Consider the following 26412-nt stretch of genomic DNA (forward strand, 5'->3'; position numbering starts at 1 on the left):
AGGAAGTTATCCCATCCGACCACCTCTTTTTCCCGGTTTTGCGAGCGGGTCGAGAGTAATTACCTCCTTAATGGGTATGATGAGTCATAAGATTCATTAGTGACCCAACCAGAGGAGAGCTTTCTCATGCCATCCATCAAATCACTGCTCTGTCCCGTCGATTTCTCCGAGATGTCCAATGCCGTGCTCGACTATGCCGTCTTCATGGCCCAGAGCCATCAGGCGGAACTCAAGCTGATCCACGTAGTAGATCAGCTGCACGGCTTCGACAGCTACAAGATCCTGCACATGACCGCCATCGAGATCACTCACGAGATGGAACGTCAGGCCAAGAGTCAACTCAAGGAGCTGGTCGCCACCCTGGCCATCCCCGCGACCTTCGAGGTGCGCTTTGGCCGCGCCGCCGACGAAGTCGTCATCCAGGCAAAGGAAGACAAGGTGGATCTGATCGTCATGGGCAGCCATGGCCGCTCCGGCATCAGCCATCTGCTGGTGGGCAGTGTCGCCGAGTCCGTGGTGCGTCACGCCCCCTGCCCGGTGCTGGTGGTGCGTTAATCCGCCGTCGCCCGCCCCCGTTAAACAACAAAGGCCAGCAAGATGCTGGCCTTGTTCATTGCAGAGCTGCTCAACCGTGGGCGTAGATGACGCTACCGCCCTTGATGATGTCGATGATGGCTCTGGACTGCTCCCTCGGCAGAGCGGGACACCCCCAGCTGCGGCCCAGCTTGTCGAACTTGAGCAGGTGCCTTGGGCTCGCGTAGTCCGCCCCGTGCACCACGATGGCGCGCTTGCGGGCATTGCTGTTCTGACCCGGGCTCAGGCCATCAAGGCGCAGCGAGTAACCGTGCTTGCCCTGATAGGTTTCGGCGGTGCGATAGACCCCGAGCGAACTCTGTCTGGAGTTGAGCTGATTGGAAAACTGGTTGGCGGCCAGCTCACCGGAGTTGCGGCCGTGGCTGACCCAGGTGTGATAGAGCAGCTTGTGGCGCTTGACGTCGATGACAAACAACCGGCGCTGGGTAGAGGGCTTGCTGTAATCGATGATGGTGAGAATGGCTTTCCGCTTGTGACGCACGCTCTGATAACCGCTGATCGCCTCGCGAAATACCTGTTTATCCAGCTTGCCCGCCAGACCCAGCTGGCGGTAGAGATCCTGATCCCAGCTCGCCTGACTGACGCCACTGAAACAGAGCGCCCCCAACAGCAGTGGCAGGCTCAACCAGAGCGCACCGAGCCGCGTAATCCAATCTGTTCGCTTCATCCTTGAAGTCGCTCCCGTTTTTGCTGGTAGCCCAGAGTCCAAAATATCGCCACGCCTCGCTGGATAGTTATATGCAAGCCCCTGATAGCGCGCAATAAAAAAGCACAAAAATGCCGACCCGCGTCGGCATTGTTGAGGATGGCCATACCGCCTGACTCAGGCACGGATCAGGTAATCCGCCAGTCCCACCCACTTGTAGCTGGTGAGTTCGGTCAACCCCATGGGGCCGCGGGCATGCAGCATCTGGGTCGATACCGCCACCTCGGCGCCGAGGCCAAACTGACCGCCGTCGGTGAAACGGGTGGAGGCGTTGACATAGACAGCCGCCGAGCCAGCGCCGTTGACGAAACGTTCTGCGTTGGCGAGGGAGTTGGTCAGGATGGCATCCGAGTGACCGGCATTGTGCTCACGCATGTGAGCCAGCGCCTCGTTCACGTCCGCCACCAGCTTGACCCCCAGGGTCAGCCCGAGCCACTCGGTGTCGAAATCTTCCGGCCCCGTCGCACTCAGGTTTTCGGCTCCCACCAGCAGCGGTATGGCCTCAGGAGTCGCGACCAGGGTCACCTTGCGCTCGTTCATCAGGCTGGCCAACTGCGGCAGTAAACGATCGGCTATCTTCTCGTGCACCAGCAGGGTATCGAGCGCATTGCAGGCGGAGGGACGCTGCACCTTGGCGTTGTCGATGACCGCCAGCGATCGCGCCAGGTCGGCACTCTCGTCCACGAAGATGTGGCTGATGCCAAAGCCACCGATGATGACGGGGATGGAGCTGTTCTCCTTGCACATCTTGTGCAGTCCGGCGCCGCCGCGGGGGATGATCATGTCCACGTAACGATCGAGGCGCAGCAGCTCACCCACCAGCGCCCGATCCGGATTGTCGATGTATTGCACCGCCGCGGTAGGCAGACCCGAGGCCGTCAGCGCAGCCTGGATCACCCGCACCAGTTCCAGATTGGAGTGGAAGGTCTCGCGGCCGCCGCGCAAGATGCTGGCGTTGCCGGTCTTGAGGCAGAGGCTTGCGATGTCGATGGTGACGTTGGGGCGCGCCTCGTAGATGACACCGATGACACCGATCGGCACCCGGCGCCGCGACAGGCGTAGGCCGTTCTCCAGCACCCGGCTGTCGATTTCGGCGCCGACCGGATCGTCCAGCACTATCACCTTGCGCACATCCGCCACTATCCCGGCCAGCCGGGCAGGGTTGAGCAGCAACCGATCCAGCATCGCCTCGGAGAGGCCAGCTGCACGGCCCGCTGTGATGTCTTGCTCGTTGGCAGCCAGGATCTGCGCGCTGCGCGCCTCCAGCTCATCGGCGATGGCAGCCAGCGCCCGATTCTTCTGCTCCGTGCTGATGGTGGCCAGCTGATAGGCTGCTTCACGGGCCGCCTGCCCCATTTTCTCCAGACTCATACTGTGATCCTTATTGGGTGCCGCCTTACCGCAGCACCAGGTCGTCTCTGTCGATGATCACGGCACCATAGCCGCAACCCTCCGCTGGCGGCTGTCTTACAGCAGCACCATATCATCGCGGTGGATGGCCACGGCACCGTAGCCGTAACCCAATACCTGTTCTATTTGATCCGAGTGCACACCGCGCAAGCGATCCAGCTCGCTGTGGTCATAGCGGCAGATGCCGCGCGCCAGCTCGCTGCCCTTGGGATCGAGAATGCGCACCACGTCACCGCGCACGAAGTCGCCCTTCACCGCGATGATGCCCTTGGGCAGCAGGCTCGAGCCCTTGGCCTGCATGGCGGTGACGGCGCCCTGATCCACCTGGACTTCGCCATGGGGGGGCGGGCCTGCCAAAATCCAGCTCTTGCGCCCTTCCAGCGGCGAGGCCAACGCCGGGAACAGGGTACCGACCCGTTCACCCTTGGCGAGACGGCCGATCACCTCCGGGATTTGGCCGGTGGCGATCACCACCTTGACCCCGGCCCGGCGCGCCACATCGGCCGCCTGCAGCTTGGTCGCCATACCACCGGTACCGAGCCCGCTGACGCTGTCACCCGCCAGTTTGCGCAGGGTGTCATCTATGGTCTGCACCTCTTCGATGAGCTGAGCATCCGGGTTGTTACGGGGATCCGCGGTAAAGAGCCCCTTCTGATCGGTCAACAGGATCAGCAGGTCGGCATCGGCCAGGATGGCGGCGCGAGCGGACAGGTTGTCGTTGTCCCCCACCTTGATCTCGGCGGTGGCGACCGCATCGTTCTCGTTGATGACCGGAATGATCTGATGATCGAGCAGGGTGCGCAGGGTATCGCGGGCATTGAGGTAACGCTCACGGTCTTCCAGATCGGCGCGGGTCAGCAGCATCTGGCCGATGTGCAGCCCGTAGAGGTTGAACAAATCCTGCCACACCCGAATGAGCTGGGTCTGGCCGACCGCCGCCAGCATCTGCTTGTTGGGCAGGGTCGGCGCCAGCGGAGGGTGGCCCAGATGTTCACGGCCGGCGGCGATGGCCCCGGAGGTGACCACGACGACGCGGTGGCCATCCCGGTGCAAGGCGGCACACTGCCTGACCAGCTCGACCATGTGGGCACGGTTGAGCCGGGCAGATCCCCCGGTGAGCACGCTGGTGCCCAATTTGACGACTATGGTTCTGTTTTCCATGGGAACGAAGAGGTTAAAAAGTAAGGAATCCCTTTATACCCACGGCACCCCTGCCCTGCAAGGCAATTAGGCCGCGCAGGGAGGGTTGAACGAGGAAGCAGCCCTGCACCGTGATGGCGCAGGGCTGCAGCGACTCAAGCCGCGGTCACGCTCAGCTCGGCGGTCACCTGCTTGGCGGGCGACAACTTGCACTCCAGCGCAGTGAGCTTGTTGCTGATGAGCTTGTAGAAGTGATTGAGGGTGCGCTCTACTTCGGCCTGGTGCTTCTTGGGCAGCGGCTTGTTGATCCACTCCCCTTCCGCATTGTAGAAGCCCACCTGGTAGTGGTAACTGAAGTCATGATCCTGCTGCTCCAGCACCAGCCACCAGCCCCAGAACTCCCGCTTGTCCGGCGCCGGCTTGGCGCTGATGCACACGGAGAGGCAATCGAAACGGTAGCGCCCCTCCTCGCACAGGTCTTCACGCAAGTAGGGGCCTATGGCCGCAAATTGCCGCAACAACCGCTTGTAAGTTACTTTTTCTGACATGCTAACCTCCCTGTTGAACAAGCCATATCATCACGTGATGATGTTACATTTTTAGTTTTACATCATGTACATAAATGCTTTTTCAGCCAATCAACCGTCTCTTTCATCGCCTCGTCGTACACCTCAAGCAGAGGCTGTTTGTCAAACACCACCGCCTTGCCATTGCGGCTGGCGGAGGCTAATGCCCGGACATCCTGCTCGGGACAAATAAAATCTTTCTTGTGCCCGATGCTCAGGATCGGCACAGAGGTGCGACTTCCCAATAGACCCTGGGTCTTGAGGGAGAAGACCTGACACTTGGTGCGCAGCAGATCCCACTGGGCCGCATCGGCCCCCAGCCGATTCGCCAGGCCATCGCGCATCATGCGCGGGCAACGGGCAAACATCTGCTGATTGGTGAACACCTGATTGACGCCGGCCCCGATGCAGACCACGGTCCGTAGCTTGAACGGCTCGATGAAGGCGAGCCGCGCCGCCACATTGCCGGCCAGACGGAACCCCACCATGGCGATGCGCTGATGATCGACCCAGGCGACCTCGGAGAGATAGTTGAGCACCGCCTGATGCAGCCGGCTGGTGTCTTGCACCAGCGGCCAGTGCTCGGCGTAGCCGATGCCGGGCATGTCCAGGGAGAGCATACCGATACCATGAGGTTCGAGGTGCTTGAAATAGAAGTTGAGAAAATCGATCTGCAGCGAGTCGATGCCACCGCTGACGATGACCAGCGGCACCGGTTTTTCGGTGGTGGGCAGGTGCAGGTAACCCTGGATGGTCTTGCCCCGAAACGGCACCTGCAGCTCCTTGAGCGGCACCTTGAACAAGCGGCCTGCCTCGCGGTACGCCATATTGCCAAGCAACTGGGCCTGATCGGCTAGCTCGTCGTGCTTCAAGTGGGGGTAGCTGGCAATGGAGTAGTAACGCACCGCCTTGAGCAGCTCTTTCAAAGCCGCAGCCGAGTCACCCTGAGTGGCCAGCTCGCGCCCGTGATTGAAATAGCGGCCCGCCAGCTGGCTCCATTCGTATATCCAGTTGCCGGGGACATAGCCCTTGATGGTATCCAGGTAGCGCTCGTGGCTGCGCTCTCCCTGGCCCATGGCGATGCGGGCCAGAGTCTGCTCCACCTCGACCGGATTGGCGCCTTGCCAGGCCCAGGCCGGCCTGCGCAGCAGCCGGTACCAGTGCGGCGAGAGGGCGCCGTCGATAAAGCTTTCGGCCAGATTGCTGTCTTGCTCATCTACCGGGCTGGAGTTGGATATCTCGGAGGTTTCCAATACCTTTTTGATCCGGGTGAACAGCTTTTCCGTCAGGTTGGTATCGTCGTTTGGTTCCAAAATCGTGGCTCTTCTGTCGCAAGCAATGACTCATCTAACCATTTTTCACGCCGAGCAGCCATACCATAAAAAAAAGGGCCCCAAACAGGGGCCCTTTGAAACGTTTTTTGTCATCGAGACAAAGATGCTGACCCAAGCCCTTTTCAGAGCGCCCGTATCAGCTGCCTTGCCCGACTATTACTCTTCGTCGCAGATCGGGGTGGTAAACTCCAGCGCCATGTCCCAGGGCTGCTCGATCCAGGTGTCCTGCGGAATGGCCACTTCGAAGTCATCCAGCAGCTCCTGGCCCATGGGCTTGGCGAAGATGGCGATGAACTTGGCCTTGGGGTAGAGCTCGCGGATCGCCTTGGCGGTAGTACCGGTGTCCACCAGATCTTCTACCACCAACCAGCCTTCGCCGTCACCGGCGGTGGTGGCGGCCTTGACGACCACCAGCTCGCGCTGGCTGTTGTGGTCATAGCTGGAGATGCAGAGGGTTTCTACATTACGAATGCCAAGTTCACGGGCCATCAGTGCGGCAGGTACCAGACCGCCGCGGCTGACCGCGATGATCCCTTTCCACTGGCTGACAGGCAGCTGGCGACGAGCCAGACGGCGCGCTTCACGTTGCAGGTTGTCCCACGACACGTAGAATTTTTTTGGCATAGTTTCGATCTCGAGAGTGATATAAAACAATTACTTAAGAACAAGTGCCGACAAAGAAACAATCAACACCCGTCAATTCTGGCCCCCTGACCGCCGAATTTGGCTTGCAGTTTGACTGCCTGGGGATAGACCCTCGGCAGCAGACGCTGATGCAATGGAAGCAGGATGGGCATAGCTGGCGGCCATGTCAGTCGGGAAAAGACCGCAGACCGGCTGTTGGGCCGGTATGATAGCATCGTTTGCACAGAAAATGATTGGCAAACGTATGCGAAACACAGGAAAAATCGCTCACATCTTTCTCGTCTGAGCCAATAGAGGCGTTTTTCCACTGCCATGAAGACGGCCATCTGGACATCAAAACCGAATCGCAGGTAAAAAAATAGCAGGGGGAGGATTGAAGTCCTCACACACCTGCTGCTTCTGCTTCATCTGTCAGCCTGGCTGACTGCCCGTCTTAACGACGACCGGCGTAGGGGTTCGGGTAGCTGAAACCCTGGGTATACAGAGACTGGGCAAACCAATAGGTTGAATTGCTGCCTGACATATTGATACTCCTGATTGCTTAACAAGTTACGTACCTTGATGCGGGTTCAGATCCTTGAACAGACACTCGGTTCCGTGGAGGCGCACTTGCTTTGCTTCGGTTCCCTGGAGGCATTCATTGTCATCCTGACAAGTGGTTGACCCACGGCGGCTAATTTACCATCCGGTTTTTAAAAAACAATATTTTTGTGACCCAGCTCACACATTATCTTTATGCTGGTTTGGCGTGCCAAGGCAGCGATGTGTTCCGTTTGTGCTCTCTTTATCAGCACAAGCAGAGCGCTATTTGCGCCGGATCGCTCACATTTTTGTGTGATTGACTGTATTATCGTTACCCACTTCCCCAGCCACCGCTGGGGCCCGCTATTATCCCGTGCAGGTAAGGAGTCCCGACGTGGCACAGCTTAGTTCTCTCTCCCCCAAACTGATTTGGCAATTCTTCGAGCAGATCTGCTCCATCCCCCACCCGTCCAAGCACGAAGCCCAGCTCAGCGCCTGGATAGTGCAGTGGGCCCAGGGGGAAGGCCTGGCGGTCAAGCAAGACGCCGTCGGCAACATCATCATCAAGAAACCGGCCACGCCGGGCATGGAAAACCGCAAGGCCGTGGTGCTGCAGGCCCACATCGACATGGTGCCCCAAGCCAACGCCGACACCCAGCACGACTTCACCAAAGACCCTATCGATGCCTATGTGGACGGTGAGTGGGTCACCGCCCGCGGCACCACCCTCGGCGCCGACAACGGCATGGGCATGGCCGGCTGTCTGGCCGTGCTGGCCGACAAGACCATCAAGCACGGACCGCTGGAAGTGCTGCTGACCACCGACGAAGAGACCGGCATGACCGGCGCCTTCGGCCTGGAAGCCGGCTGGCTGGAAGGCGAGATCCTGCTCAACACCGACTCCGAAGAGGATGGCGAGGTCTACATGGGCTGCGCCGGTGGGGTGGATGCCAATATCCGCTTCCCGCTGGAACTGGTTGCCGCCACCGAGGGTGAAGGCTTCGAGCTGCAGGTCAAGGGGCTGCGTGGCGGTCACTCCGGGGTCGACATCCACCGCGGCCGTGGCAACGCCAACAAGCTGCTGGTGCGCCTGCTCAAAGCCGCCGAGCCGCTGGGCGTACGCCTGGCCGAGATCCATGGCGGCACCCTGCGCAACGCCATCCCCCGCGAGGCCCGTGCCAAGCTGCTGGTGCCTGCCGCCAGCGTGAACGAGTTCAAGGCCCTGGTCGACCGCTATGCCGGTATCTATCAGAGCGAGCTGGCGGCCACCGAAGCGAACCTGACCGTGCTGCTCAGCAGCCAGGACAAGCCGACCAAGCTGATGAGCGAGGCCCTGCAGGCGCGTCTGCTGGACTCCCTGATGGCCTGCCCGAACGGCGTCATCCGCATGAGCGACGCCATCCCGGGCGTCACCGAGACCTCCACCAACCTCGGCGTCATCAAGACCCTGGACGGTGAAGTTTATGTGCAGTGCCTGATCCGCTCCCTGATCGATTCGGGCCGCGAGAACGTCGAGCAGATGACAAGCTCCCTGTTCAAGCTGGCCGGCGCCAGCTGTGAATTCACCGGCGCTTATCCTGGCTGGGCACCGAACGTCGACTCTCCCGTGATGGCGCTGGTACGCAACAGCTACCAGACCCTGTTTGGCGAGATGCCGAACGTCATGGTGATCCACGCCGGTCTGGAATGCGGTCTGTTCAAGAACGCCTACCCGGATTGGGACATGGTCTCCTTCGGCCCAACCATCCGCGGCGCCCACTCACCGGACGAGCGGGTACATATCCCGGCGGTCGAGCGTTTCTGGCAGTTGCTGGTACACGTGCTGGAGCAGATCCCCGCCAAATAAGCGCGCTTTATAGCCGCCGTCGATGCCCCGCCCAGTGCGGGGCATTTTATTGGCGCATCCCGGTACCACCGCCAGTAAAAGCCACCTTTCCACCCGCCACTCCCCCTCTCAGCTACTCGATGCCACCCTGTGGCCGGCGCTCACCCACATCCATGCTGCGTCGTTGAAAACGTATCCATAAGCAACCCTTGATATGAAAACCTTTTCCATGATTTATGTAACTTTACAACACAAAAAGTTGATCTAGCTCACATAAGGCCATAGGATAAAAGCGTGACCCAGGTCACATACAACAATGAATAACAGAGCGATGAGGTGAAAATATGTTCGAGAACCTGGCAGTACTGTTCCACCTTAAGGGTGCAACCAGCAAGAAAGGCGCGGCAGAGAAAGACACCTACGCACCTTCGACTCGCAACTACTACTTCCGTTATGGCGCCTGATACATTCTGGCCGGAAGATAAAGTAGTAAAATTACAAAATAAGATGATCCACACAACAGCCATCCCCTGCAGGGGGCTGTCCTGCCCGGGCCAGATGTTCCACGGCCAAACCTGAACTCCAACCATGAAGATGGGGCCCACAGGCCCCATTTTTTATTTGTCCTCTTTTCATGCCTTGTCCCGACCCTCACCTGCTGCTGATACCGGCAGTCACAGGCGGGACGCCGGTATCAGACCGCCTTTCCTACCGGCTGCGCCTTAGTCGCAGGCAAGGGATAGTGACAGGCGACCTGATGGGCTAGTTCATCGCATACCCTCAGCTCAGGAGAGACAGTGCGGCACAGCTCAGTGGCATAGGGGCAGCGCTGATGAAAATGGCAGCCGCTCGGCGGCGAGATGGGAGATGGCACGTCGCCGCTCAGCAAGACGCGCTGAGTGCGACGACGGGGATCCGGCACCGGAATGGCCGAGATCAGCGCCTGGGTGTAAGGATGGCGAGGGCTCAAGTAGAGTTGCTGGGCATCCGCCAGCTCGACGATGCGGCCCAGATACATGACCGCAACCCGGTCCGAGATATGCTTCACCACCGACAGGTCGTGGGCGATGAAGATGATGGCCAGATTCATCTCTCGCTGCAGGCTGAGCAGCAGGTTCACTATCTGCGACTGCACCGACACATCCAGCGCCGACACCGCCTCGTCGCACACCAGCAGCTTGGGCTTGAGCGCGATGGCGCGGGCGATACCGATGCGTTGGCGCTGACCGCCTGAGAACTCGTGGGGATAGCGATCCACCGCGCTCTTTGGCAAACCGACCTTGTCGAGCAGCTCCAGCACCCAGCCGCGTCGCTGCTCGTCGTTGCCTTTGCCGTGGATGATGAAGGGCTCCTCCAGGATCTGGCCGACCGTGTGGCGGCTGTTGAGCGATTCCGCCGGATCCTGAAACACGATCTGCATCTCCTGGCGTAGGGAGCGCATCTCCCGTGCCGACAGCTGGGTGATGTCGCGCCCCTCGAAGCTTACTTGCCCCGCCGTGGGTTCAAACAGCTTGAGCAGGGCGCGCCCCAGGGTCGATTTGCCACAGCCAGATTCGCCCACCAGCCCCAGCGTCTCGCCCTGCTGCAGTTCAAAACTGATGCCATCCACCGCATAGACGGTGTATTGCTTGCGAAGAAAGCCTCCACCTAGATGAAAGTGCTGCTTCAAATTCCGCACCGACAACAACGCCGTCATATCGTCAACTCCTTCCAGTGATGGCAGGCAACCCCGTGTCGCTCGGTCAGCTGCTCGGTGGCCGGGTTGGTCCGCACACAGAGATCGGTGGCGTGGGGGCAGCGATTGGAGAAACGGCAACCCGCCGGCATCTCGTGCAGGGCGGGCACCTGACCCTTGATGGTCTTGAGCAGGCTCTTTGGCACGTCGTCGAGGCGCGGGATCGAGGCCATCAGACCATGGGTATAAGGATGGCGCGGATGATCAAACAGCTCATAGATATCGGCCCGCTCCACCGCCCGGCCGGCGTACATCACCACCACCTCGTCGCACAGCTCGGCCACCACCCCGAGATCGTGGGTGATGAAGATGATGGCCATGCCGGTCTGGGCCTGCAGTTCCTTCATCAACTCCAGGATCTGGGCCTGGATGGTCACATCCAGCGCCGTGGTCGGCTCGTCGCAGATGAGCAAATCCGGCTCGCAGGCGAGTGCCATGGCGATCATCACCCGCTGGCGCATGCCACCGGACAAGTTATGGGGATAGACGCCAAAGCGCGTCTCGGGCTCCGGGATCCCCACCCGCTGCAACATGGCGATGGCCGCCGCCTTGCGCTGCGCCCTGTGGTAGTCGGGCCTGTGCAGGCTGAATACCTCCATCAGCTGAGCCCCGACCGTCTGCACCGGATTCAGGGCCGTCATCGGCTCCTGGAAGATCATGGAGATGCGGTTGCCGCGCACCTTGTACATCTGCTGTGGCGGCAGCGACAGCAACTCCTCCCCCTGCAAGCGGATGGATCCGGCGACGACCCGACCATGGGGCTTGGGCAAGAGTCCCATGATGGCCAGCGCGGTGACGCTCTTGCCGCAACCGGATTCGCCGACGATGCCGAGGGTCTGCCCCGGCGCCACGGTGAAGCTGACCCCGTCCAGCACCTTGATGGTGCCGTCATCGACGGTGAACGCCACCTCGAGATCACTTACCTCGAGGATCGGGCCTTCAGTCTTGGCCATGGCCGCACCTCCCTTGTCTATCGTCTCAGCCTCAATGGTGCGCATAGGTCTTGTCGAGCAGGTTGATGGGGGCCAGCGCCTCGCCCGCCTCCTTGGCCTTCAAGGTCTCTTCCTTCAGTTTGGGATCGATCCAGAGCAGACCGCCGCTGCTGTGGGGGTAGCCATCCATCGGCCAGTAGAGCTGATCCGGGGTGTTCTTGGTGGCCGGTACCTCGGGCAGCATGACATAGCGCCAGCTACTGGCCCGCACGTAGTTGAGCTGCACGCCGGGCACGAAGATGGCCAAGTCATAGATACGCTGCTGGATCTGGCGGGAGAGCCCGGCCCGCTTGGCGGTGTCGAATTCCACGTCATAGGCGTCGATCAGGGCGTCGAGTTCCTTGTCCGCCACGTTGAACAGATTGTTGGTCTGCGGCTTGTTGGCGTTATCCGAGTGGAACGACTCCCAGTATTGGGGATAGAGGCCACCGCCGCCCCAGCCGAGCCAGGCCGCCTCGTGTTTTTTCTCCAGCATCACCTTGAAGCCGGTGGCGCCATCCACCAGGTTCAGCTCCAGATCCAGGCCCGCCTTCTTGGCCTCCTCCTTGAGCACGGTCAGCCGCTTGGAGTGCTCCGGGGTGGTGTAGGTGATGGCCAGGGTGAGCCGCTCTCCCTTGTCGTTTTGCAAGATGCCATCCGGCCCTGACTTGGTGTAGCCCCCCTTGGCGAAGTACTCCCGTGCCTTGGTCACGTCATAGGCCCGCTCTGCCAGTTTCATGTCGGTGAAGTCACCAAAACCCGAGCCGAAGGTGGTGGCGCGGTCGTAGTCACCCCGCAGTACCGTCTTGATCATCTTGTCGAGGTTCATGGCATGCTGGATACCGAGGCGCACATTGAGATCCGCCAGCTTGGGGTTGGTCAGGTTGAGGTGCAGCCCCTGCCCGCCCTGCTTGGTGTCGGTCATGGCCATCACCTTCTGCACATAGCCTTTCTTGTATTCCGGGGTCACCGCCTTCTCGTGCCACCAGTTGGGCAAAATCATCTCGAAGGTGTCGAGCTCCCCCTTCAGGAAGTAGCGAAACGCGATGTTGTGATCCCGAATAACCTGCACCTTGATGGTATCGACGTTGAACCTGTGCTGGTTGTAGCGATCGTTCTGGGCCCACCAGTTCGGCTGCTTGCTGAAGGTAATGGATTTGCCCTTCTTCACCTCGGTCATCACATAGGGGCCCGTGGTCGGCACCAGGGCCCAGTTGTACTGCTTCACCCAGTTGGGGCTCAGCTTGTAGTAGTGCTTGGGCTGGGGCCAGAGCTCGGTGGTGTTGAGCAGGTCCAGCCTGGCCTTGCGGTTGCCCGACTTCACCAAAATGGTGTGCGCGTCTATCTTCTCCACCGCCACGATTTCGGTGCTGTAGTAGTTGTTGTACCAGGGGGCTCGAATGTCCTTTGAGCGCATCATCTCGTAGCCGAAAGTGTAGTCATCGGCGGTGACCGGTTTACCGTCAGACCAGGTGGCGCGGGGATCCAGCTTGAAGTAGACGGTCTGGCTGTCCGGCGCAATGCTCCAGGCACTCGCCAGCGACGCTATGGGGTTGCCGGTATTGGGATGAAAGCTGATGAGCCGCAGCTGGTTGTCCTGGATGAAGGAGCGGAACGAGCCGTTGGAATCCGGCCCCACGGTGCGAAACGTCAGCGGAAAGCTGTCGATAAACAGGTTGAGGGTGCCGCCGGGTAATGCCTTGGGGGAGGCGAACAGGGGATCCGTGTCGTTGGTTTCCCACTTGATATCCGCGGGCAGGCTGGCGGCCCAGACGCCGGTGCCGTTGACCAGCAGCAAGAGAACACCCATCCACTTTATTTTATTCTGCATATTCGACTTCCTTGTCATTATCTATGCTGCCATGACTTACTTTATTAAGAGTTAAATAACACCAACCCATGCACTACCGGTATCTCATATCATGCCATCACTGGTAGCGGGTGAACTGGCGCGGGTCGAACGCCTCCCGAATGGCCTCACCGATAAAGGAGACCATGATCAGCACCAGGCTCACCGCCGCCACCACCGAGCTCACTATCCAGATGGCATCCAGATTGTTGATGCCCTGAGAGAGCAGTTCCCCCCAGCTGGGGGTGGGCGGCGCCAGCCCGAAGCCCAGGTAATCCAGCGCGGTCAGGGTGGAGATGTTGCCCACCACGGCGAAGGGCGCCAGGGTGACCACCATCATCAGGGTGTTGGGCAGAATGTGGTAGAAGATGATGCGCCGGGTGCTCGCCCCCTGGGCCCGCGCCGCCATCACATAGTCCCTCGCCCGCTCCTTGTAGGTGAGGGTGCGCATGTACCAGGTGATCCCCATCCAGCCGAACAGCACGTTGATGCCGACAAACAGGCCGAAGTTCGGCTTGGCCAAGGAGACCAAAATCATGATGACGTAGAGGAAGGGCACCTGGGACCAGATCTCGATAAAGCGCTGTAACACCAGGTCAAAGCGCCCACCAAGAAAGCCCATCATGCAGCCGACGCTGACCCCGATGACGTAGCTCGCCACCAGGGTGATAAAGGCAAAACCGATGGCGATGCGAAAGCCGTACACCAGGCGCGCCAGCACGTCGCGACCGCTGGTGTCGGTGCCGAAGAAGTGACGCTCACCGAGGCTGGGGGCGTAGGGCGGATAGACATCCTGCTTGAAGTCCTGCTCATAGGGGTTCCAGGGCACCGGCGGCAGCAGCACCCAGTCCCCCTTTCCTTCCTTCTCCAACTTGGTTTGCAACTGGCGGTAGTTGGTCTCGTATTGATAATCCAGCCCGAACTGCTGGCCTGGGATCACATCGCCGTAGGTCGGGAAATACAGATCCCCCTGATAACTCACCACCAGCGCCCGACTGTTGACCAAGAGCTCCGCCAACAGGGAGACGAGCACCAGGGCCGTGAAGATGATAAAGGAGTAGTAGCCACGCTTGATGGATTTGAAGCGCTTGAGTTTTTTCAGGGTGACCGGGTTGAGATGCAGGTTCATGGTCAGTCTCCAAACCGCACGCGTGGATCCACGAAGGCCACACAGATATCGGAGATGATATTGCCCACCAGCATCAGCATGGAGGTGATGGCCAGGATCCCCATGACGGTGGGGTAATCCCGCTCGACGATGGCCTCGTAGCCGAGCAGGCCGATGCCGTCGATGTTGAAGATGGTCTCGATGAGAAAGGAGCCGCCGAAGAAGACGGTCAGCACCGATCCTAAGTGGCTGGCGATGGGGATCAGGCTGTTGCGCATGGCGTGATGGGTGACCGCCTTGCGAAACGGCAGTCCCTTGGCCACGGCGGTGCGCACGTAATCCGCCGACAGATTCTCCATCAGGCTGTTCTTCATGGTCATGGTGAGGATGGCAAAGTCGCCGATGGCGTAGGCGATAAGTGGCAGCAGGGCGTGGCTGAACAGCACCCGGATCTGCTCCCAGGCACCTTGCGCCGAATCAAACTCGTCCCCCGGAAAGCCCCCCATGGGCAGCCACTCCAGGTGGAAGGCGAATACCGTGATGAGGAAGATCCCCACCACGTAGGCGGGCAGCGCATAGGCCATGTAGATGAGCATGGAGCTTAAGGAATCGAAGCGGCTGTTGTGCTTGAGCGCCTTGGCCACCCCGAGCGGGATGGAGACGGCGTAGCTGAGCAGGAAGGTCGCCAGCCCGAAGAAGGCGGTGACCGGCAGTCTGTCCTTGATGAGATCCCACACCGGCTCGTAGTAGCGGGTCGACTCCCCCAGATCCAGCACCACCAGTTTCTGCAACCACTCCCAATAGGCAGTCAGCATGGGCTTGTCCAGACCGTAGAAGGCCTTGAGCTCCTCGATCTGTTCATCGGAGAGCGCCTGGGCCCCCTTGCTACCGCTGGAGCGGACTGTCTCATTTTGTGATACCTGCGCCTGCAACAGCATGCGCTCGACCGGGCCACCCGGCACGAAGCGGGTGATGCAAAAGACCAGCAGGGTGATCCCGAGAAAGGTCGGGATGATGAGCAGCATCCGGCGCAGGAAATACGACAGCATGGTGAAACCTCGTCCTTGTTGTGCTTGCATGGCGTTTCAATCCGCGAAACGCCCTCTCCTCACTGGCATGGCTCATCGATGGATCCCATACAACTCCAATGAGTCGCAGATGCGGATCTCAAAGCTCTGCCCGTTAACGCTACTTTAGAACGAACATCTTGAATAGCCCCGACTTTTTAGTGCGTCGCTCAGCCAGACCCTGACCGCCATAAAAAATCCGGAGCCAGGCTCCGGATTGGGTTGTCTCGTTGCGGGTATCGCGGCTGCGACACCCGCTTGTGGTCAGACTCAGTAGTTGCACACCAACTTCCAGCTGCCGTCGCCCGCCTTGGGCTCGGAGCTGGTCCACCAGTTGGCCTGCCAGACTGCCTTGCCATTGGTCACGCGATCGTTGGCATTGGCGTGATCGCCCTGCGGCCAGCTCGGATAGGCCGGATAGCTCGCCGGGTTGACGCTCTGGCTGCTGCAGGTCGTGCCACCGGTACCACCATCACCGCCGCCCGTGCCCACGACCGCCTCGGCCAGGGCCGGGAAGTCAGCCTTCAGACCAATGGTCTGAGTGCCGACAATCAGGCGCACGCCGCTCGGTACACCCGCCGCCGGCAGGTAGTAGGTCATGGCCACTTCGACGTCGGAGCCCGGCGCCCAGGCTTTCCAGGTCGGCAGCGTCATGGCCACCTTGTGGAAGTCCTTCTCATTGGCGATGCCGTCGGAGTTCTGGTTGCCACCGCTCTCGACCACCTTCAGCCCCATGCCGCTCTGATCCGTGATGGTGTCAGAGGTGGAAGTGGGCACCAGGAACTCGATGCGAGTGCCGCCCGGAATGGTCTGGGTCGACTTGTTCGTCAGTTTGAGCGTGGGGTTAATCGGGTAGTTCGAATCCCCTTCCTTGAAGCCGGTGAGGCTCACGCCGATGTCGAGCTGGGCCGCCGGTGCCGGCAAATCATTCTGTTTCAGGTTCGCCTTGCTCGCCTTGCTGAACTTCTCATACGCCAGGCTGGTGAGCGTGCTGCCCATCACATACTCGTTCTTGGCCGGATCGAACGCATAGTCCCCCGCCATCTCCCAGAACATGACGCCCCCCAGACCGCGCTTGACGATGTAGTCCAGCTTCTTGCCCATGGACTCTTCATCTTCGGTGGAGAGGAACACCTTCTTCTGCTCGTTCCACAACCAAGGCGCCTGCGCCTTGTCGTCGTAGTAGCGCACGTACTGGCCCTGGATCACGTCAGCCGGATCGTTGGGATCCAGACCCCAGGCAGTGCCATAGCTCGGCAGCGTAGTGATGCCGAGGCTGGCCGCATGCTCCAGGTTCTTGGCGTGCCACATGGGCACGGCACCGGCGCCGACTTCCTTGCCGTTCTTGTCCAGATCGTGCCAGATGTTGTCGATGCCAACCGCCCCGTTACCGCAGGGGATGGTGCTGCCACCGGTGCCCGGCTGGCAGTTGCTCTGGCTCGGCAGGGCCGCCTTGCCGTTAAGACCATGGGTCCCGCCGGTCACCCCTTGCCAGCCACGGGTGTAATAGGGCACACCTATGTTGATCTTGCCAGCTGCCAGGGCGCCACGGAAGTAGTGCGCCGCCCAGGCCGAGTTCAGGTAGCCGATGGCGCCGTACTGGGCCTGACTGTAGACACCCCACTGGGCCAGCTCGGGATCCGCCTTGTTGTCAAACAGGGCGGCGTTGTGAGCCACGAAGTTGTTCCAGGCACCGTGGAAGTCATAGGTCATCAGGTTGACGTAATCCAGGTACTGGGTGACCTGGAAGTTCTCCATACCGCGCAGCAGATAGGCCGACGCCGGCGAGGCGATGGTCAGCATGTACTTGCGACCATCCTCGGTACCGGCGTTGTCGAGCCGCGCCCGCAGGGTCTTCATCAACACTTCATAGTTGGCAAACAGCTTGGCCCGGCACTGGTTGGAGAGTGGGAAGTCGTTGGGGTTGCCCGCATCCTTCATGGAGGTGGGGTACTCATAATCCACGTCCACACCGTCGAAGCCGTATTGGCGGATGAAGCTCACCGCCGAATCGGCAAAGGCGTTGATGCCGGCGGTATTCACCGAGCAGTCACCCTTGGTGGTGGCGGTGTAGAAGCCACGGGTATCGGCCCAGCCCCCCACCGAGATCAGGGTCTTCACGTCCGGATACTGTTTCTTGTACTTGGAGAGCAGGTTGAAGTGGCCCTGATAGGCGAACTCCGGATCCATCTCGGCGCCCGGCACCCCGCTCCAGGTCATCTTGGTGGCGGCATCATCGACCTTGATCAGGTGGCTCTGCTCGTCTACCCCGGCGAAGGCGTAGTTGATGTGGGTGATCTTGTCCCAAGGAATGTCGTTCACCAGATAGGCGGGCAGGCCGTTCTTGCCGGTACGCCAGGAGGTGAAATAGCCGATGACGCGGCGGGCGTGGTCATCCCCCATGCACTCGCTGCCATCGGCGCGATAGACCTGACGAACATCGCAAGAAAGATTCCCGCCGGTGGGCGGCAGGGCCGCTTCTTCCACCTGCACATCGACCTGGGTCGATTCGCCGACCAGGTTGGCCTTGTCGGTGGCCACCAGTTTGAGACCGGCCACCCCTTTGTTTTGCGGCGTCCAGTTCAGCTGCCAGGGGGCGCTGGTGTCCTCGCCCACCTTCTGGCCGTTCACGAAGAGCTCGACCTTGGCCACGTCGTTGTTGGCGTCGGTGACATTGCCACTCACCGAGACGCTGCGGCCCAGGGTCAGCTTGGCACCGGCAGCCGGGCTAGCGATGCTCACCTTGGGCGCCTCTGGCGCCACCACGGCGCTGACATTGAAGCTGGCACTGGCCTCGCTCAAGACCTTGCCATCTTTGTCCAGCCCACGGGATTTCAACTGATGGGCACCGACACCGCTGGCGGTCCAGCTCGCCGACCAGGGGGCCGCGCTGCTCACCGCCACTTGTGCGCCATCGATCAGGTACTCGACCTTGACCAGGGAGCTGCTGTTGCCAGCCAGGCTTACCGCCAGGGCCACCGGGGCCCCTTCGTTGAAAGCGCTACCAACCGCAGGCGAGCTGATGGCGAGGGTCATGCCCGGCGCCGTGCTGCCATCGGTGAAGGGTTTCCAGGCATCGGTCCAGACCGCGCCCACGCCGGGGGCATAGTGGTAGGGCGAGGCGCCACACCAGCCGGAGTAGGGAAATTCTTTGCATTCATAGAGATTGCCGACGTTGCTGACGACATCGCCAGCCTTGTAGGCGGTACCGGCCTGATAGGCGGGATAGGCGGCCTGCGCCCAGGCGGGCACGGCCGCGAGGGCAACCAGCATGGCGAGCCTGCTGGGCCTGAGGATCTGTTGCATCTTGTTATCTTCCTTGTTGGTCTTGGCTTTTATGACCGGGCAAAGCGCAACAGCAACAGGCGAAATCGGGTCGACAACAGGCCATGGACGGGGCCACATACCCTCATGTCACCCTGGGGAGCCCCGCTCTCTGTCATCGCTGACAGACGGGAGGCTTTGCGTCCCGGCATCACTGCCGGTTTGCCCTTTACCTGGGTTCCGTGAGGAACAGCCCGAGTATAGGAAGCAAGTCAGCAACTCTCAATCTTCATTCTCAAAGAGAAATATGTAAACGCTGCCGCGCTCACACAATTTCAGCTTAGATGTAATGATATTTTTATCATTAATTTCATATCGTTAGCTGTGTCATAAAAACAGAAACAGCCTCTTTTGCTTCCCCATAATGTGCGCTGCTTCACTGGTATGAGCAGCCAGAAGTGTGACAATGCGCGCCCTTGGTTCAGGCACCAAGGCTATGGAAACACTGGCAAAAATAAAAAAGGAAACACAATGAAAGGTACCCCTACCCTGCTGTCACTGGCCGTGGGGCTCGCGCTTGCGTCCCCGTCACTCTATGCCGCCAGCTTCAGCTGCCCGGCCGACAGCGCTCTCACCCCCATCCCCGCCATCCAGGGCAGTGGCGACAAGAGCCCTCTGGTGCCGGACGGTCTGTTCGAGAGCGCCCAGAGTGTCTCGGTCAAGGCTGTGGTCTCCGCCCTCGGCGAGGGCCTGAACAAGGGCTTCTACCTGCAGGATCTGCAGGGGGATGGCAATCCCCAGAGCTCGGACGGCATCTTCGTCTTCCTGAGTGACAAGAACTTCGCGACCAAGTACCCGGGCATCAAGCCGGGGGCCGAAGTCTGTCTGGAGGCCAAGGTCGAGGAGTATTACAACCATACCCAGCTCAAGCCCGTCTTCGATAGCGGTACCGCCCGTCTGCAGGTCGTGGCCCAGGGCACAGTGCCTGCGGCTGTGCCGCTGCGGGTGCTGGAGGGGGAAACTCTGGCCCAGGCGCTGGAGCGCCACGAGGGGATGCGGGTACGGCTCGATGCCGGCAGCGAGCTCAAGATCAGCCGCAACTTCAGCTACGACTACGCCGCCAGACGCAACAACCTGGTGCTCTCCCACCTGGCACCGCTGGTGAAGCCGACCCAGCTGCACGTGGCCAGCAGCGACCAGGCCAAGGCGCTGGCACAGGCCAATGCGGGCAACCGGGTGTTCCTCGAATCCGACATCAAGGCCACCGATGGCAAGCTGCCCTGGCTGCCCGCCTGGGAGCCGGAGCAAGGGTATCTTCGCATCGGCGATGCACCGGTCAACCTGGAGGCTCTGGTCGGCTACAGCTACAACGAGTACCGGCTGATCGTGCCCAAGGAGCAGGCCATCACGGTCGGCGATCTGCAGCGCACCGACGAGAATGATCGCCAGAGCGCCCCGGCCCGCACCGCCGGCACGGATCTGCGCATCGGCAGCTTCAACGTGCTCAACTACTTCACCAGCCACTCCAGCGTGGGCGGCGCCCTCAACGTGCTGTGCGCCGATCAGGCGGATGCGGACAGCGCCAAGGGCTGTAACCGCGGCGCCAAGAGCCTGGAAGATTTCCAGCAGCAGCGCACCAAGATAGTCAACGCCATCACCGAGATGGACGCAGACCTGCTCGGCCTGATGGAGATGGAGAACAACGGCTTTGATGATCACTCTGCCATCAGCGACTTGGTCAAGAGCCTGAATGCCCAGCAGAAAGACGCCAGCCAGCACTATGCCTTCGTCAGCCTGCCCAAGGCCCTGCTCGGTCAGGAGCGCTTCTTCGGTGGCGACGCCATCATGGTGGCCATGCTCTATCGCCCGGCCAAGCTGACCCCGAGCGGGGACGCCAGCGTGATCCTGCTGCCGGAGCAGCGTTACACCGTCGGCGGCGTGGCCAAAACTGCCGGTCAGCGCGACTCCCTGGTGCAGAGCTTCACCGTAGCGGGCAGCAAGGATCCCCTGACCCTGGTGGTCAACCATCTGAAATCCAAGGGATCGGGCTGCTACGAGAACGGGGACGGCAAGACCGAGCCGGCGGATCTGCAAGGCAAGTGTACCGAGTTCCGGGTCAGCGCCGCCAAGGTGCTGGGAGAAGCGGTGAACAAGCTGCCGGGCCAGGTGCTGCTGGTGGGGGACTTCAACTCCTACGCCAAGGAAGACCCGATCCGGGTGCTGACCGACTATGCACCGGCCAGCAGCGATCGCAAGATCCGCTCCGCCTCCCACACCTTCATCGGTGAGCAGGCGTATGAGCAACTCGGCCAGGAAGTGGGCAAGAGCTACGGTCTGGTGGACCTGAACGTCAAGTTCAATCAGGCAAAAGCCATCTCCTACAGCTATGAGGCCGAGCTCGGCACCCTGGACTATGCCCTCGCCAATCCGGCCCTGGCCAAGAAGGTGGTGGCCGTCGCCGACTGGCACATCAACTCCTACGAGAGCAACCTGTTCGAGTACGGCCGCGGCTTCACCGGCGACATGATCAAATCCGATAACCCGTTCAGCGCCTCGGATCACGATCCCATCATCGTCGACCTCAAGCTGCAGGAGCCGAGCAAGGACGGCGGTGGCGGTGCCATGGGCGCCCTGCTGCTGGCCCTGTTGCCGCTGGCCTGGCGTCGCCGACACATCTCATAATCCGCACTGAATAACGAAAAAAGCCCGCGACAGTCGCGGGCTTTCTCATTTTGGCCATTTGATTTGTAAATACAGAGGCGTTGGCCATGAAAAAAACAAATACCTGAGAAAACAAAAAGGCCACCGCGATAACGGTGGCCTTAAAGTATTTGGTGGAGCTACGCGGGATCGAACCGCGGACCTCTTGCATGCCATGCAAGCGCTCTCCCAGCTGAGCTATAACCCCAAATTTTACTCTTTAAACAAGCAGTTCTGGCGTCCGCTTGTCTTACTGCTAAATAGTGGTGGAGCTACGCGGGATCGAACCGCGGACCTCTTGCATGCCATGCAAGCGCTCTCCCAGCTGAGCTATAACCCCAAAATCTTTACTCTTTAGACAATCGGTTCTGGCGGCCGGTTGCCTCATTGCGAAATAGTGGTGGAGCTACGCGGGATCGAACCGCGGACCTCTTGCATGCCATGCAAGCGCTCTCCCAGCTGAGCTATAACCCCACAAAGGTCGGCCTGGGTGATACACACCGCACTGCCCTGGGTACTGCATTGTCAATTTGGCTTCTTACCACAAGAAGTGGTGGAGCTACGCGGGATCGAACCGCGGACCTCTTGCATGCCATGCAAGCGCTCTCCCAGCTGAGCTATAACCCCTTAGATTCCAGATTGTTCGAGGAGAATTTGGTGGAGCTACGCGGGATCGAACCGCGGACCTCTTGCATGCCATGCAAGCGCTCTCCCAGCTGAGCTATAACCCCAACTCACCTCGGCGTCACCAAAGTTATCTCAGGCAACGGAGGCGCATATTAGTCATCACCCGCTTTGCTGTCAACCCTAAAATACCACCGTCTGGCGCGTTTAGTCAAAATTCAGGCAGTTCGCTGTTTTTACCACCAACCTCGTCGCTATCTCTCTGTTTTATGTCACAAATCCGCTGATGCCCCAAAAAAGAAGGGCCCCCGTTCGGGAGCCCTTTCTGGTCATTCACAGCGGCTTGTTCGGCCGTCTGGGAAGAATGACCTAGCCAGCTTACTCGGCGGCCATGCGCGCTTCGATGTACGCCAGGGCGCGATCGATGCGGGCGAGAACACGCTCCTTGCCCACCAGTGCCATCACGGCGTCGGCGATGACAGGGGGGTTGGCCCAGACCGGTATCACTCGGCGGCCATGCGCGCTTCGATATACGCCAGGGCGCGATCGATACGAGCGAGAACGCGCTCCTTGCCCACCAGCGCCATCACGGCGTCGATGGCAGGAGATTGACCGAGGCCGGTCACGGCGACGCGCAGCGGCATGCCAACCTTGCCCATGCCCTGCCCCAGCTCGGCGGCGGTGGCTTCAATCAGCTCGTGCAACGCTTCCGTGGTCCAGGTCTCCAGGGCGGCCAGCTTGCTCTTGGCCAGGGTCAGGGGCTCTGCGGCCACACCGCGCAGGTGCTTCTTGGCGGCGGCTTCGTCGAGTGCCTCGTACTCCTCGAACAGGTAGCGGCTCTGAGCGGCCACCTCCACCAGGGTGTTGCAGCGCTCAGCCAGCAGGGTTACCACGTCGGCCAGAGCCGGGCCATTGCTGGTGTCGATGTTCTGGGCGGCCATGTGCCACTCCAGATACTTGGCCACGTGTACCGGATCCTGAGTGCGCATGTAGTGGTTGTTCAGCCACAGCAGCTTGTCGGTGTTGAAGGCGGAGGCGGACTTGGAGATGGCATCCAGGCTGAACAGCTTGATCATCTCGTCCAGGCTGAAGATCTCCTGATCGCCATGGGACCAGCCCAAGCGCACCAGGTAGTTCAGCAGGGCTTCCGGCAGGTAGCCGTCGTCACGGTACTGCATCACGGACACGGCGCCATGGCGCTTGGAGAGCTTGGCACCGTCGTCACCCAGGATCATGGAGACGTGGGCAAATTCCGGTACAGGCGCGTTGAGGGCCTTGTAGATGTTGATCTGGCGCGGGGTGTTGTTGATGTGGTCTTCACCACGCACCACGTGGGTGATCTCCATGTCCCAGTCATCTACCACCACGCAGAAGTTGTAGGTGGGGGCACCGTCGGTGCGGCGGATGATGAGATCGTCGAGCTCGGTGTTGGCGAACTCGATGCGACCACGGACGTGGTCATCAAACACCACCGAGCCTTCGCTCGGGTTGCGGAAGCGGATCACGTGGGGCGCATCGGCCGGGTGATTGTGGGCCGCATCGCGGCACTTGCCGTCATAGCGCGGCTTCTCACCATTGGCCATCTGGCCTTCGCGCAGCGCTTCCAACCGCTCCTTGGAGCAGAAGCACTTGTAGGCACGACCATCGCCCAGCATCTCGTCGATGATGCCGTTGTAGCGATCGAAGCGCTTGGTCTGGTAGTAGGGACCCTCATCCCAGTTCAGCTCCAGCCATTCCATGCCCTCAATGATGGCGTCGATGGCCTCCTGAGTGGAACGTTCCAGATCGGTATCCTCGATACGCAACACGAACTCACCGCCCTGGCTTTTCGCATAGAGCCAGGAGTAGAGCGCGGTACGGGCACCGCCGACATGCAGGAAACCGGTCGGGCTGGGAGCAAAACGGGTTTTGACTTTCATCTTTAAGCCTTGTGTAGAGGGCCTTGGGCCAATTCGTTAAAAACCGCCGCATTTTAGCACCGAGACACCCGGATGGGAAAACCATGGCGCGACCCGGTCAAAAATAGGTCGATTGCAGGTAAAGACCACTATTTATGAGTGGGATCTCAGAAGCTGACCTTTTTTTCCGCTTATCTATGGGGCATTGCTGGAGAGATCTCCCGCCGTGCCGATAATTCAAACAACTTTCTACCCTACAAGGAACGCACGATGCAGTTTCGTTCTATCCAAAATCGCATCCTGGTAATGGCTGGGATCGCCATGACCACGGCCCTGGTCATCCTGATCCTGCTCAACCAATACTCGGGCAAGCAGACCCAGACCCTGACCATCAGCTCCAGCCGCGCCGCCCTGCAGCAAGAGGCCTGGCAAAAAGTGAGCGCCAACGCCCGCGCCGAGGCCGCCACCATCACCCAGCTGCTGCAAAAAGGGCTCTCCTATACCCAGCAGATGGCCAGCATGCTCGCCCTGCAGCAGGCGGGAAAACTGCCGCTGGATCGCCAGCAGGCCACCGACTTGCTCAAGGCCCAGCTCAGCCTTGAGCCGCAGCTGTATGGCGCCTTCGCGGGGTTCGAGCCCAATGGCTTCGACGGTCAGGACGCCACCTTCGCCGGTCAAACGGCGCTCGGCAGTGACAGCCAGGGCCGCTTCGTGCCCTACTTCTATCGTGACAAGGACGGCATAGGCACAGACCTGCTGCTCTCCATCGAGAAGAGCGATACCGACGAATTCGGCAACCCGGCCAACGACTACTACGCCTGCCCGAAACGGGAAGGCCGCTCCTGTCTGGTCGATCCCTTCAAGGTGGACATCAACGGCCAGCAGGTGCTGGTGAGCACCATCACCACCCCCATCCTGGTGGATGGTCAGTTCAAAGGAGTCGCCGCACTGGATCTGGCTGTCGATTCCATCAGCCGTCAGGCCCAGTCCCTCAACAGCAACATCTATGACGGCAAGGGCGAGACCTTGATCGTCAGCGCCGCCGGCGTCATCACCGGCACCAGCGGCGATGCCAGCCTGCTCGGCAGCCGCGCCGACAAGCTGCTCGGCGATGGCTGGCAGCAATACCTCAAACCGGAAGTGCAGCGCCAGGAGCTCACCGATGCGTTTCGCATCTCGGTGCCCATCATGGTGCCGGGCATGAGCCGCAACTGGGCCATCATCGTCACCCTGCCCTACAAGGTGGTGCTGGCGGGGGCCGATCAGCTGGAAGCCCAGCTGGCCGACATGAACCGCGCCGCCATGACCCAGCAACTGATCGGCGCCCTGCTGGTGCTGGTGCTGGCGCTCGCCACCATGCTGGTGATCGCCCGCAGCATCACCGGCCCCATCCGTCAGATGGTCAGCCTGGTGGATGACATCGCCGATGGCGAGGGAGATCTCACCAAGCGCCTCAATACCCAGTCCAAAGACGAGCTGGGAGCGCTGGCCCGCGGCATCAACCGCTTCATCGACAAGTTGCAGCTGCTGCTTGGCGACGTGCAGAAGACCGCAAGCGAAGTACACCGCCACGCCGGGGATACCGACCGCATCGCGGTGCAGACCGACACCAACTTGCAGCATCACCAGGCGGAGATGGAGCAGATGCTGACCGCGGTGCAGGAGATGTCCTATGTCAGCCAGGAGGTCGCCACCCATGCCAACAACACCGCCGACTCGGCCAAGCAGGCCCAGAGCGCGGCGGATCAGGGCAAGGTGCGCTTCCAGCAGGTGATCCAGTCGATGCACAAGGTCGCCGCCGAATCGGGCAAGGGCGCCGAGGTGGTCGAGGGGCTGGCCCACGACAGCGAGCAGATCACCAGTATCCTCACCGTTATCCAGGGCATTGCCGATCAGACCAACCTGCTGGCGCTCAACGCCGCCATCGAGGCGGCCCGGGCCGGCGAGCAGGGCCGTGGCTTCGCGGTGGTGGCGGACGAGGTGCGCAAGCTGGCGGGCAACACCCAGCAGGCGGTGCAAAATACCCAGGAGCTGATCGAGAAGATCCGCCACAGCTCGGCCAATGCGGTCAACGCCATCCAGCAGAGCCAGCAGCTGACCCACCAGGCTGTGGGGGAAGCCGACTTGGCGGAAGCGGCGCTCGACAGCATCTACCAGGCCATCGCCACCATCAACGACATGACCTACCAGATCGCCTCCGCCGCCGAGGAGCAGAGTTCGGTTTCCGAGACCGTCTCCGGCAATCTGTCAAAAACCAACGCACTGGCCAACGACATCGCCCAGGATGCGACACAAACGGCCAAAGCCAGCCAGGCCTTGCGCCAGGCGGCCGAGCGTTTACAGCAACTGCTGGGTCAATTTCGTCTTAGCTGATAATTTTCCTCCTCTGGACTCTCCCCCTCGGGGGCGAGTCCGTTTACCATAGGCGGCATATTTGCCTGATGGCAGGCAATG

The 26412-nt window shown here is 60.6% G+C and carries 17 protein-coding genes, 5 tRNA genes, 1 pseudogene and 1 riboswitch; of the genes and pseudogenes, 4 read left to right on the plus strand and 19 right to left on the minus strand.

Annotated features, from left to right (window positions below; genetic code table 11):
- Positions 1 to 126: 126 nt before the first annotated feature.
- Positions 127 to 555 (plus strand): universal stress protein, encoded by a 429-nt coding sequence (locus BN1137_RS16830; RefSeq protein WP_050719701.1) that lies wholly within the window; start codon positions 127 to 129, stop codon positions 553 to 555.
- A 70-nt stretch (positions 556 to 625) separates the two neighbouring features.
- On the opposite strand, the gene BN1137_RS16835 is transcribed toward BN1137_RS16830, so the two are convergent.
- The 6 genes from BN1137_RS16835 to gpt all read right to left on the minus strand — a co-directional run bounded on the left by BN1137_RS16835 (position 626) and on the right by gpt (position 6374).
- On the minus strand, positions 626 to 1261 hold the full coding sequence (locus BN1137_RS16835; protein ID WP_050719702.1) for a murein L,D-transpeptidase catalytic domain family protein: 636 nt from the start codon (positions 1259 to 1261) through the stop codon (positions 626 to 628).
- Positions 1262 to 1417: 156 nt separating this feature from the next.
- Positions 1418 to 2671, minus strand: coding sequence for a glutamate-5-semialdehyde dehydrogenase (locus tag BN1137_RS16840; RefSeq protein WP_050719703.1), 1254 nt, complete (start codon positions 2669 to 2671; stop codon positions 1418 to 1420).
- 96 nt (positions 2672 to 2767) lie between these two features.
- Positions 2768 to 3871 carry a glutamate 5-kinase gene (proB, locus tag BN1137_RS16845; RefSeq protein WP_050719704.1) on the minus strand — a complete coding sequence of 368 codons (1104 nt, stop codon included), beginning with the start codon at positions 3869 to 3871 and terminating at the stop codon, positions 2768 to 2770.
- 134 nt (positions 3872 to 4005) lie between these two features.
- On the minus strand, positions 4006 to 4398 hold the full coding sequence (gene crl, locus BN1137_RS16850) for a sigma factor-binding protein Crl (RefSeq protein WP_050719705.1): 393 nt from the start codon (positions 4396 to 4398) through the stop codon (positions 4006 to 4008).
- Between the two features lie 62 nt (positions 4399 to 4460).
- On the minus strand, positions 4461 to 5729 hold the full coding sequence (gene frsA / locus BN1137_RS16855) for an esterase FrsA (protein ID WP_050719706.1): 1269 nt from the start codon (positions 5727 to 5729) through the stop codon (positions 4461 to 4463).
- Positions 5730 to 5906: 177 nt separating this feature from the next.
- Positions 5907 to 6374: a xanthine phosphoribosyltransferase gene (gpt, locus tag BN1137_RS16860; protein ID WP_042644409.1), complete on the minus strand. Its 468-nt coding sequence runs from the start codon at positions 6372 to 6374 to the stop codon at positions 5907 to 5909.
- Between the two features lie 937 nt (positions 6375 to 7311).
- On the opposite strand from gpt, the gene BN1137_RS16865 reads away from it, so the two are divergent.
- Entirely contained in the window at positions 7312 to 8763 is a 1452-nt protein-coding gene (locus BN1137_RS16865) for an aminoacyl-histidine dipeptidase (protein ID WP_050719707.1), read from the plus strand.
- Between the two features lie 673 nt (positions 8764 to 9436).
- On the opposite strand, the gene BN1137_RS16870 is transcribed toward BN1137_RS16865, so the two are convergent.
- The 6 genes from BN1137_RS16870 to BN1137_RS16895 all read right to left on the minus strand — a co-directional run bounded on the left by BN1137_RS16870 (position 9437) and on the right by BN1137_RS16895 (position 18778).
- The gene (locus BN1137_RS16870) at positions 9437 to 10438 is read right to left on the minus strand and encodes an ABC transporter ATP-binding protein (protein ID WP_050719708.1); all 1002 of its coding nucleotides are present in this window, start codon (positions 10436 to 10438) and stop codon (positions 9437 to 9439) included.
- A complete protein-coding gene (locus tag BN1137_RS16875) occupies positions 10435 to 11430 on the minus strand; it encodes an ABC transporter ATP-binding protein (RefSeq protein WP_198150656.1) in 996 nt (331 codons plus the stop codon). Before BN1137_RS16875 ends, BN1137_RS16870 begins: the two co-directional genes overlap by 4 nt.
- 31 nt (positions 11431 to 11461) lie before the next feature.
- Positions 11462 to 13279, minus strand: a complete 1818-nt coding sequence (locus tag BN1137_RS16880) for an extracellular solute-binding protein (RefSeq protein WP_050719710.1) — start codon at positions 13277 to 13279, stop codon at positions 11462 to 11464.
- Between the two features lie 97 nt (positions 13280 to 13376).
- A complete protein-coding gene (locus BN1137_RS16885; protein WP_198150659.1) occupies positions 13377 to 14420 on the minus strand; it encodes an ABC transporter permease in 1044 nt (347 codons plus the stop codon).
- 8 nt (positions 14421 to 14428) lie between these two features.
- Positions 14429 to 15454, minus strand: a complete 1026-nt coding sequence (locus BN1137_RS16890) for an ABC transporter permease subunit (protein WP_050719712.1) — start codon at positions 15452 to 15454, stop codon at positions 14429 to 14431.
- Between the two features lie 288 nt (positions 15455 to 15742).
- A complete protein-coding gene (locus tag BN1137_RS16895) occupies positions 15743 to 18778 on the minus strand; it encodes a glycosyl hydrolase family 18 protein (RefSeq protein WP_050719713.1) in 3036 nt (1011 codons plus the stop codon).
- Between the two features lie 113 nt (positions 18779 to 18891).
- Positions 18892 to 18973, minus strand: a riboswitch (cyclic di-GMP riboswitch).
- A gap of 294 nt (positions 18974 to 19267) precedes the next feature.
- Here BN1137_RS16895 and BN1137_RS16900 point away from each other — a divergent pair.
- The gene (locus tag BN1137_RS16900; protein ID WP_050719714.1) at positions 19268 to 21418 is read left to right on the plus strand and encodes an ExeM/NucH family extracellular endonuclease; all 2151 of its coding nucleotides are present in this window, start codon (positions 19268 to 19270) and stop codon (positions 21416 to 21418) included.
- Between the two features lie 150 nt (positions 21419 to 21568).
- Here BN1137_RS16900 and BN1137_RS16905 read toward each other — a convergent pair.
- The 7 genes and pseudogenes from BN1137_RS16905 to gltX form a co-directional block, all read right to left on the minus strand.
- Positions 21569 to 21644, minus strand: a tRNA-Ala gene (locus BN1137_RS16905).
- A gap of 56 nt (positions 21645 to 21700) precedes the next feature.
- A tRNA-Ala gene (locus tag BN1137_RS16910) sits at positions 21701 to 21776 on the minus strand.
- Between the two features lie 58 nt (positions 21777 to 21834).
- Positions 21835 to 21910, minus strand: a tRNA-Ala gene (locus BN1137_RS16915).
- Positions 21911 to 21987: 77 nt separating this feature from the next.
- Positions 21988 to 22063, minus strand: a tRNA-Ala gene (locus BN1137_RS16920).
- 28 nt (positions 22064 to 22091) lie between these two features.
- Positions 22092 to 22167: transfer RNA gene (locus BN1137_RS16925), tRNA-Ala, on the minus strand.
- A 271-nt stretch (positions 22168 to 22438) separates the two neighbouring features.
- A pseudogene (locus tag BN1137_RS23070) lies at positions 22439 to 22531 on the minus strand (glutamyl-tRNA synthetase); the annotation flags it as partial.
- Between the two features lie 32 nt (positions 22532 to 22563).
- Positions 22564 to 23979: a glutamate--tRNA ligase gene (gene gltX, locus BN1137_RS16930; RefSeq protein ID WP_050719715.1), complete on the minus strand. Its 1416-nt coding sequence runs from the start codon at positions 23977 to 23979 to the stop codon at positions 22564 to 22566.
- Positions 23980 to 24228: 249 nt separating this feature from the next.
- On the opposite strand from gltX, the gene BN1137_RS16935 reads away from it, so the two are divergent.
- The gene (locus tag BN1137_RS16935) at positions 24229 to 26331 is read left to right on the plus strand and encodes a methyl-accepting chemotaxis protein (RefSeq protein ID WP_050719716.1); all 2103 of its coding nucleotides are present in this window, start codon (positions 24229 to 24231) and stop codon (positions 26329 to 26331) included.
- The last annotated feature ends 81 nt before the right edge of the window (positions 26332 to 26412 follow it).

Origin of the sequence: Aeromonas tecta (genome assembly GCF_000820185.1) — a bacterium.
Lineage (GTDB): Bacteria > Pseudomonadota > Gammaproteobacteria > Enterobacterales > Aeromonadaceae > Aeromonas > Aeromonas tecta.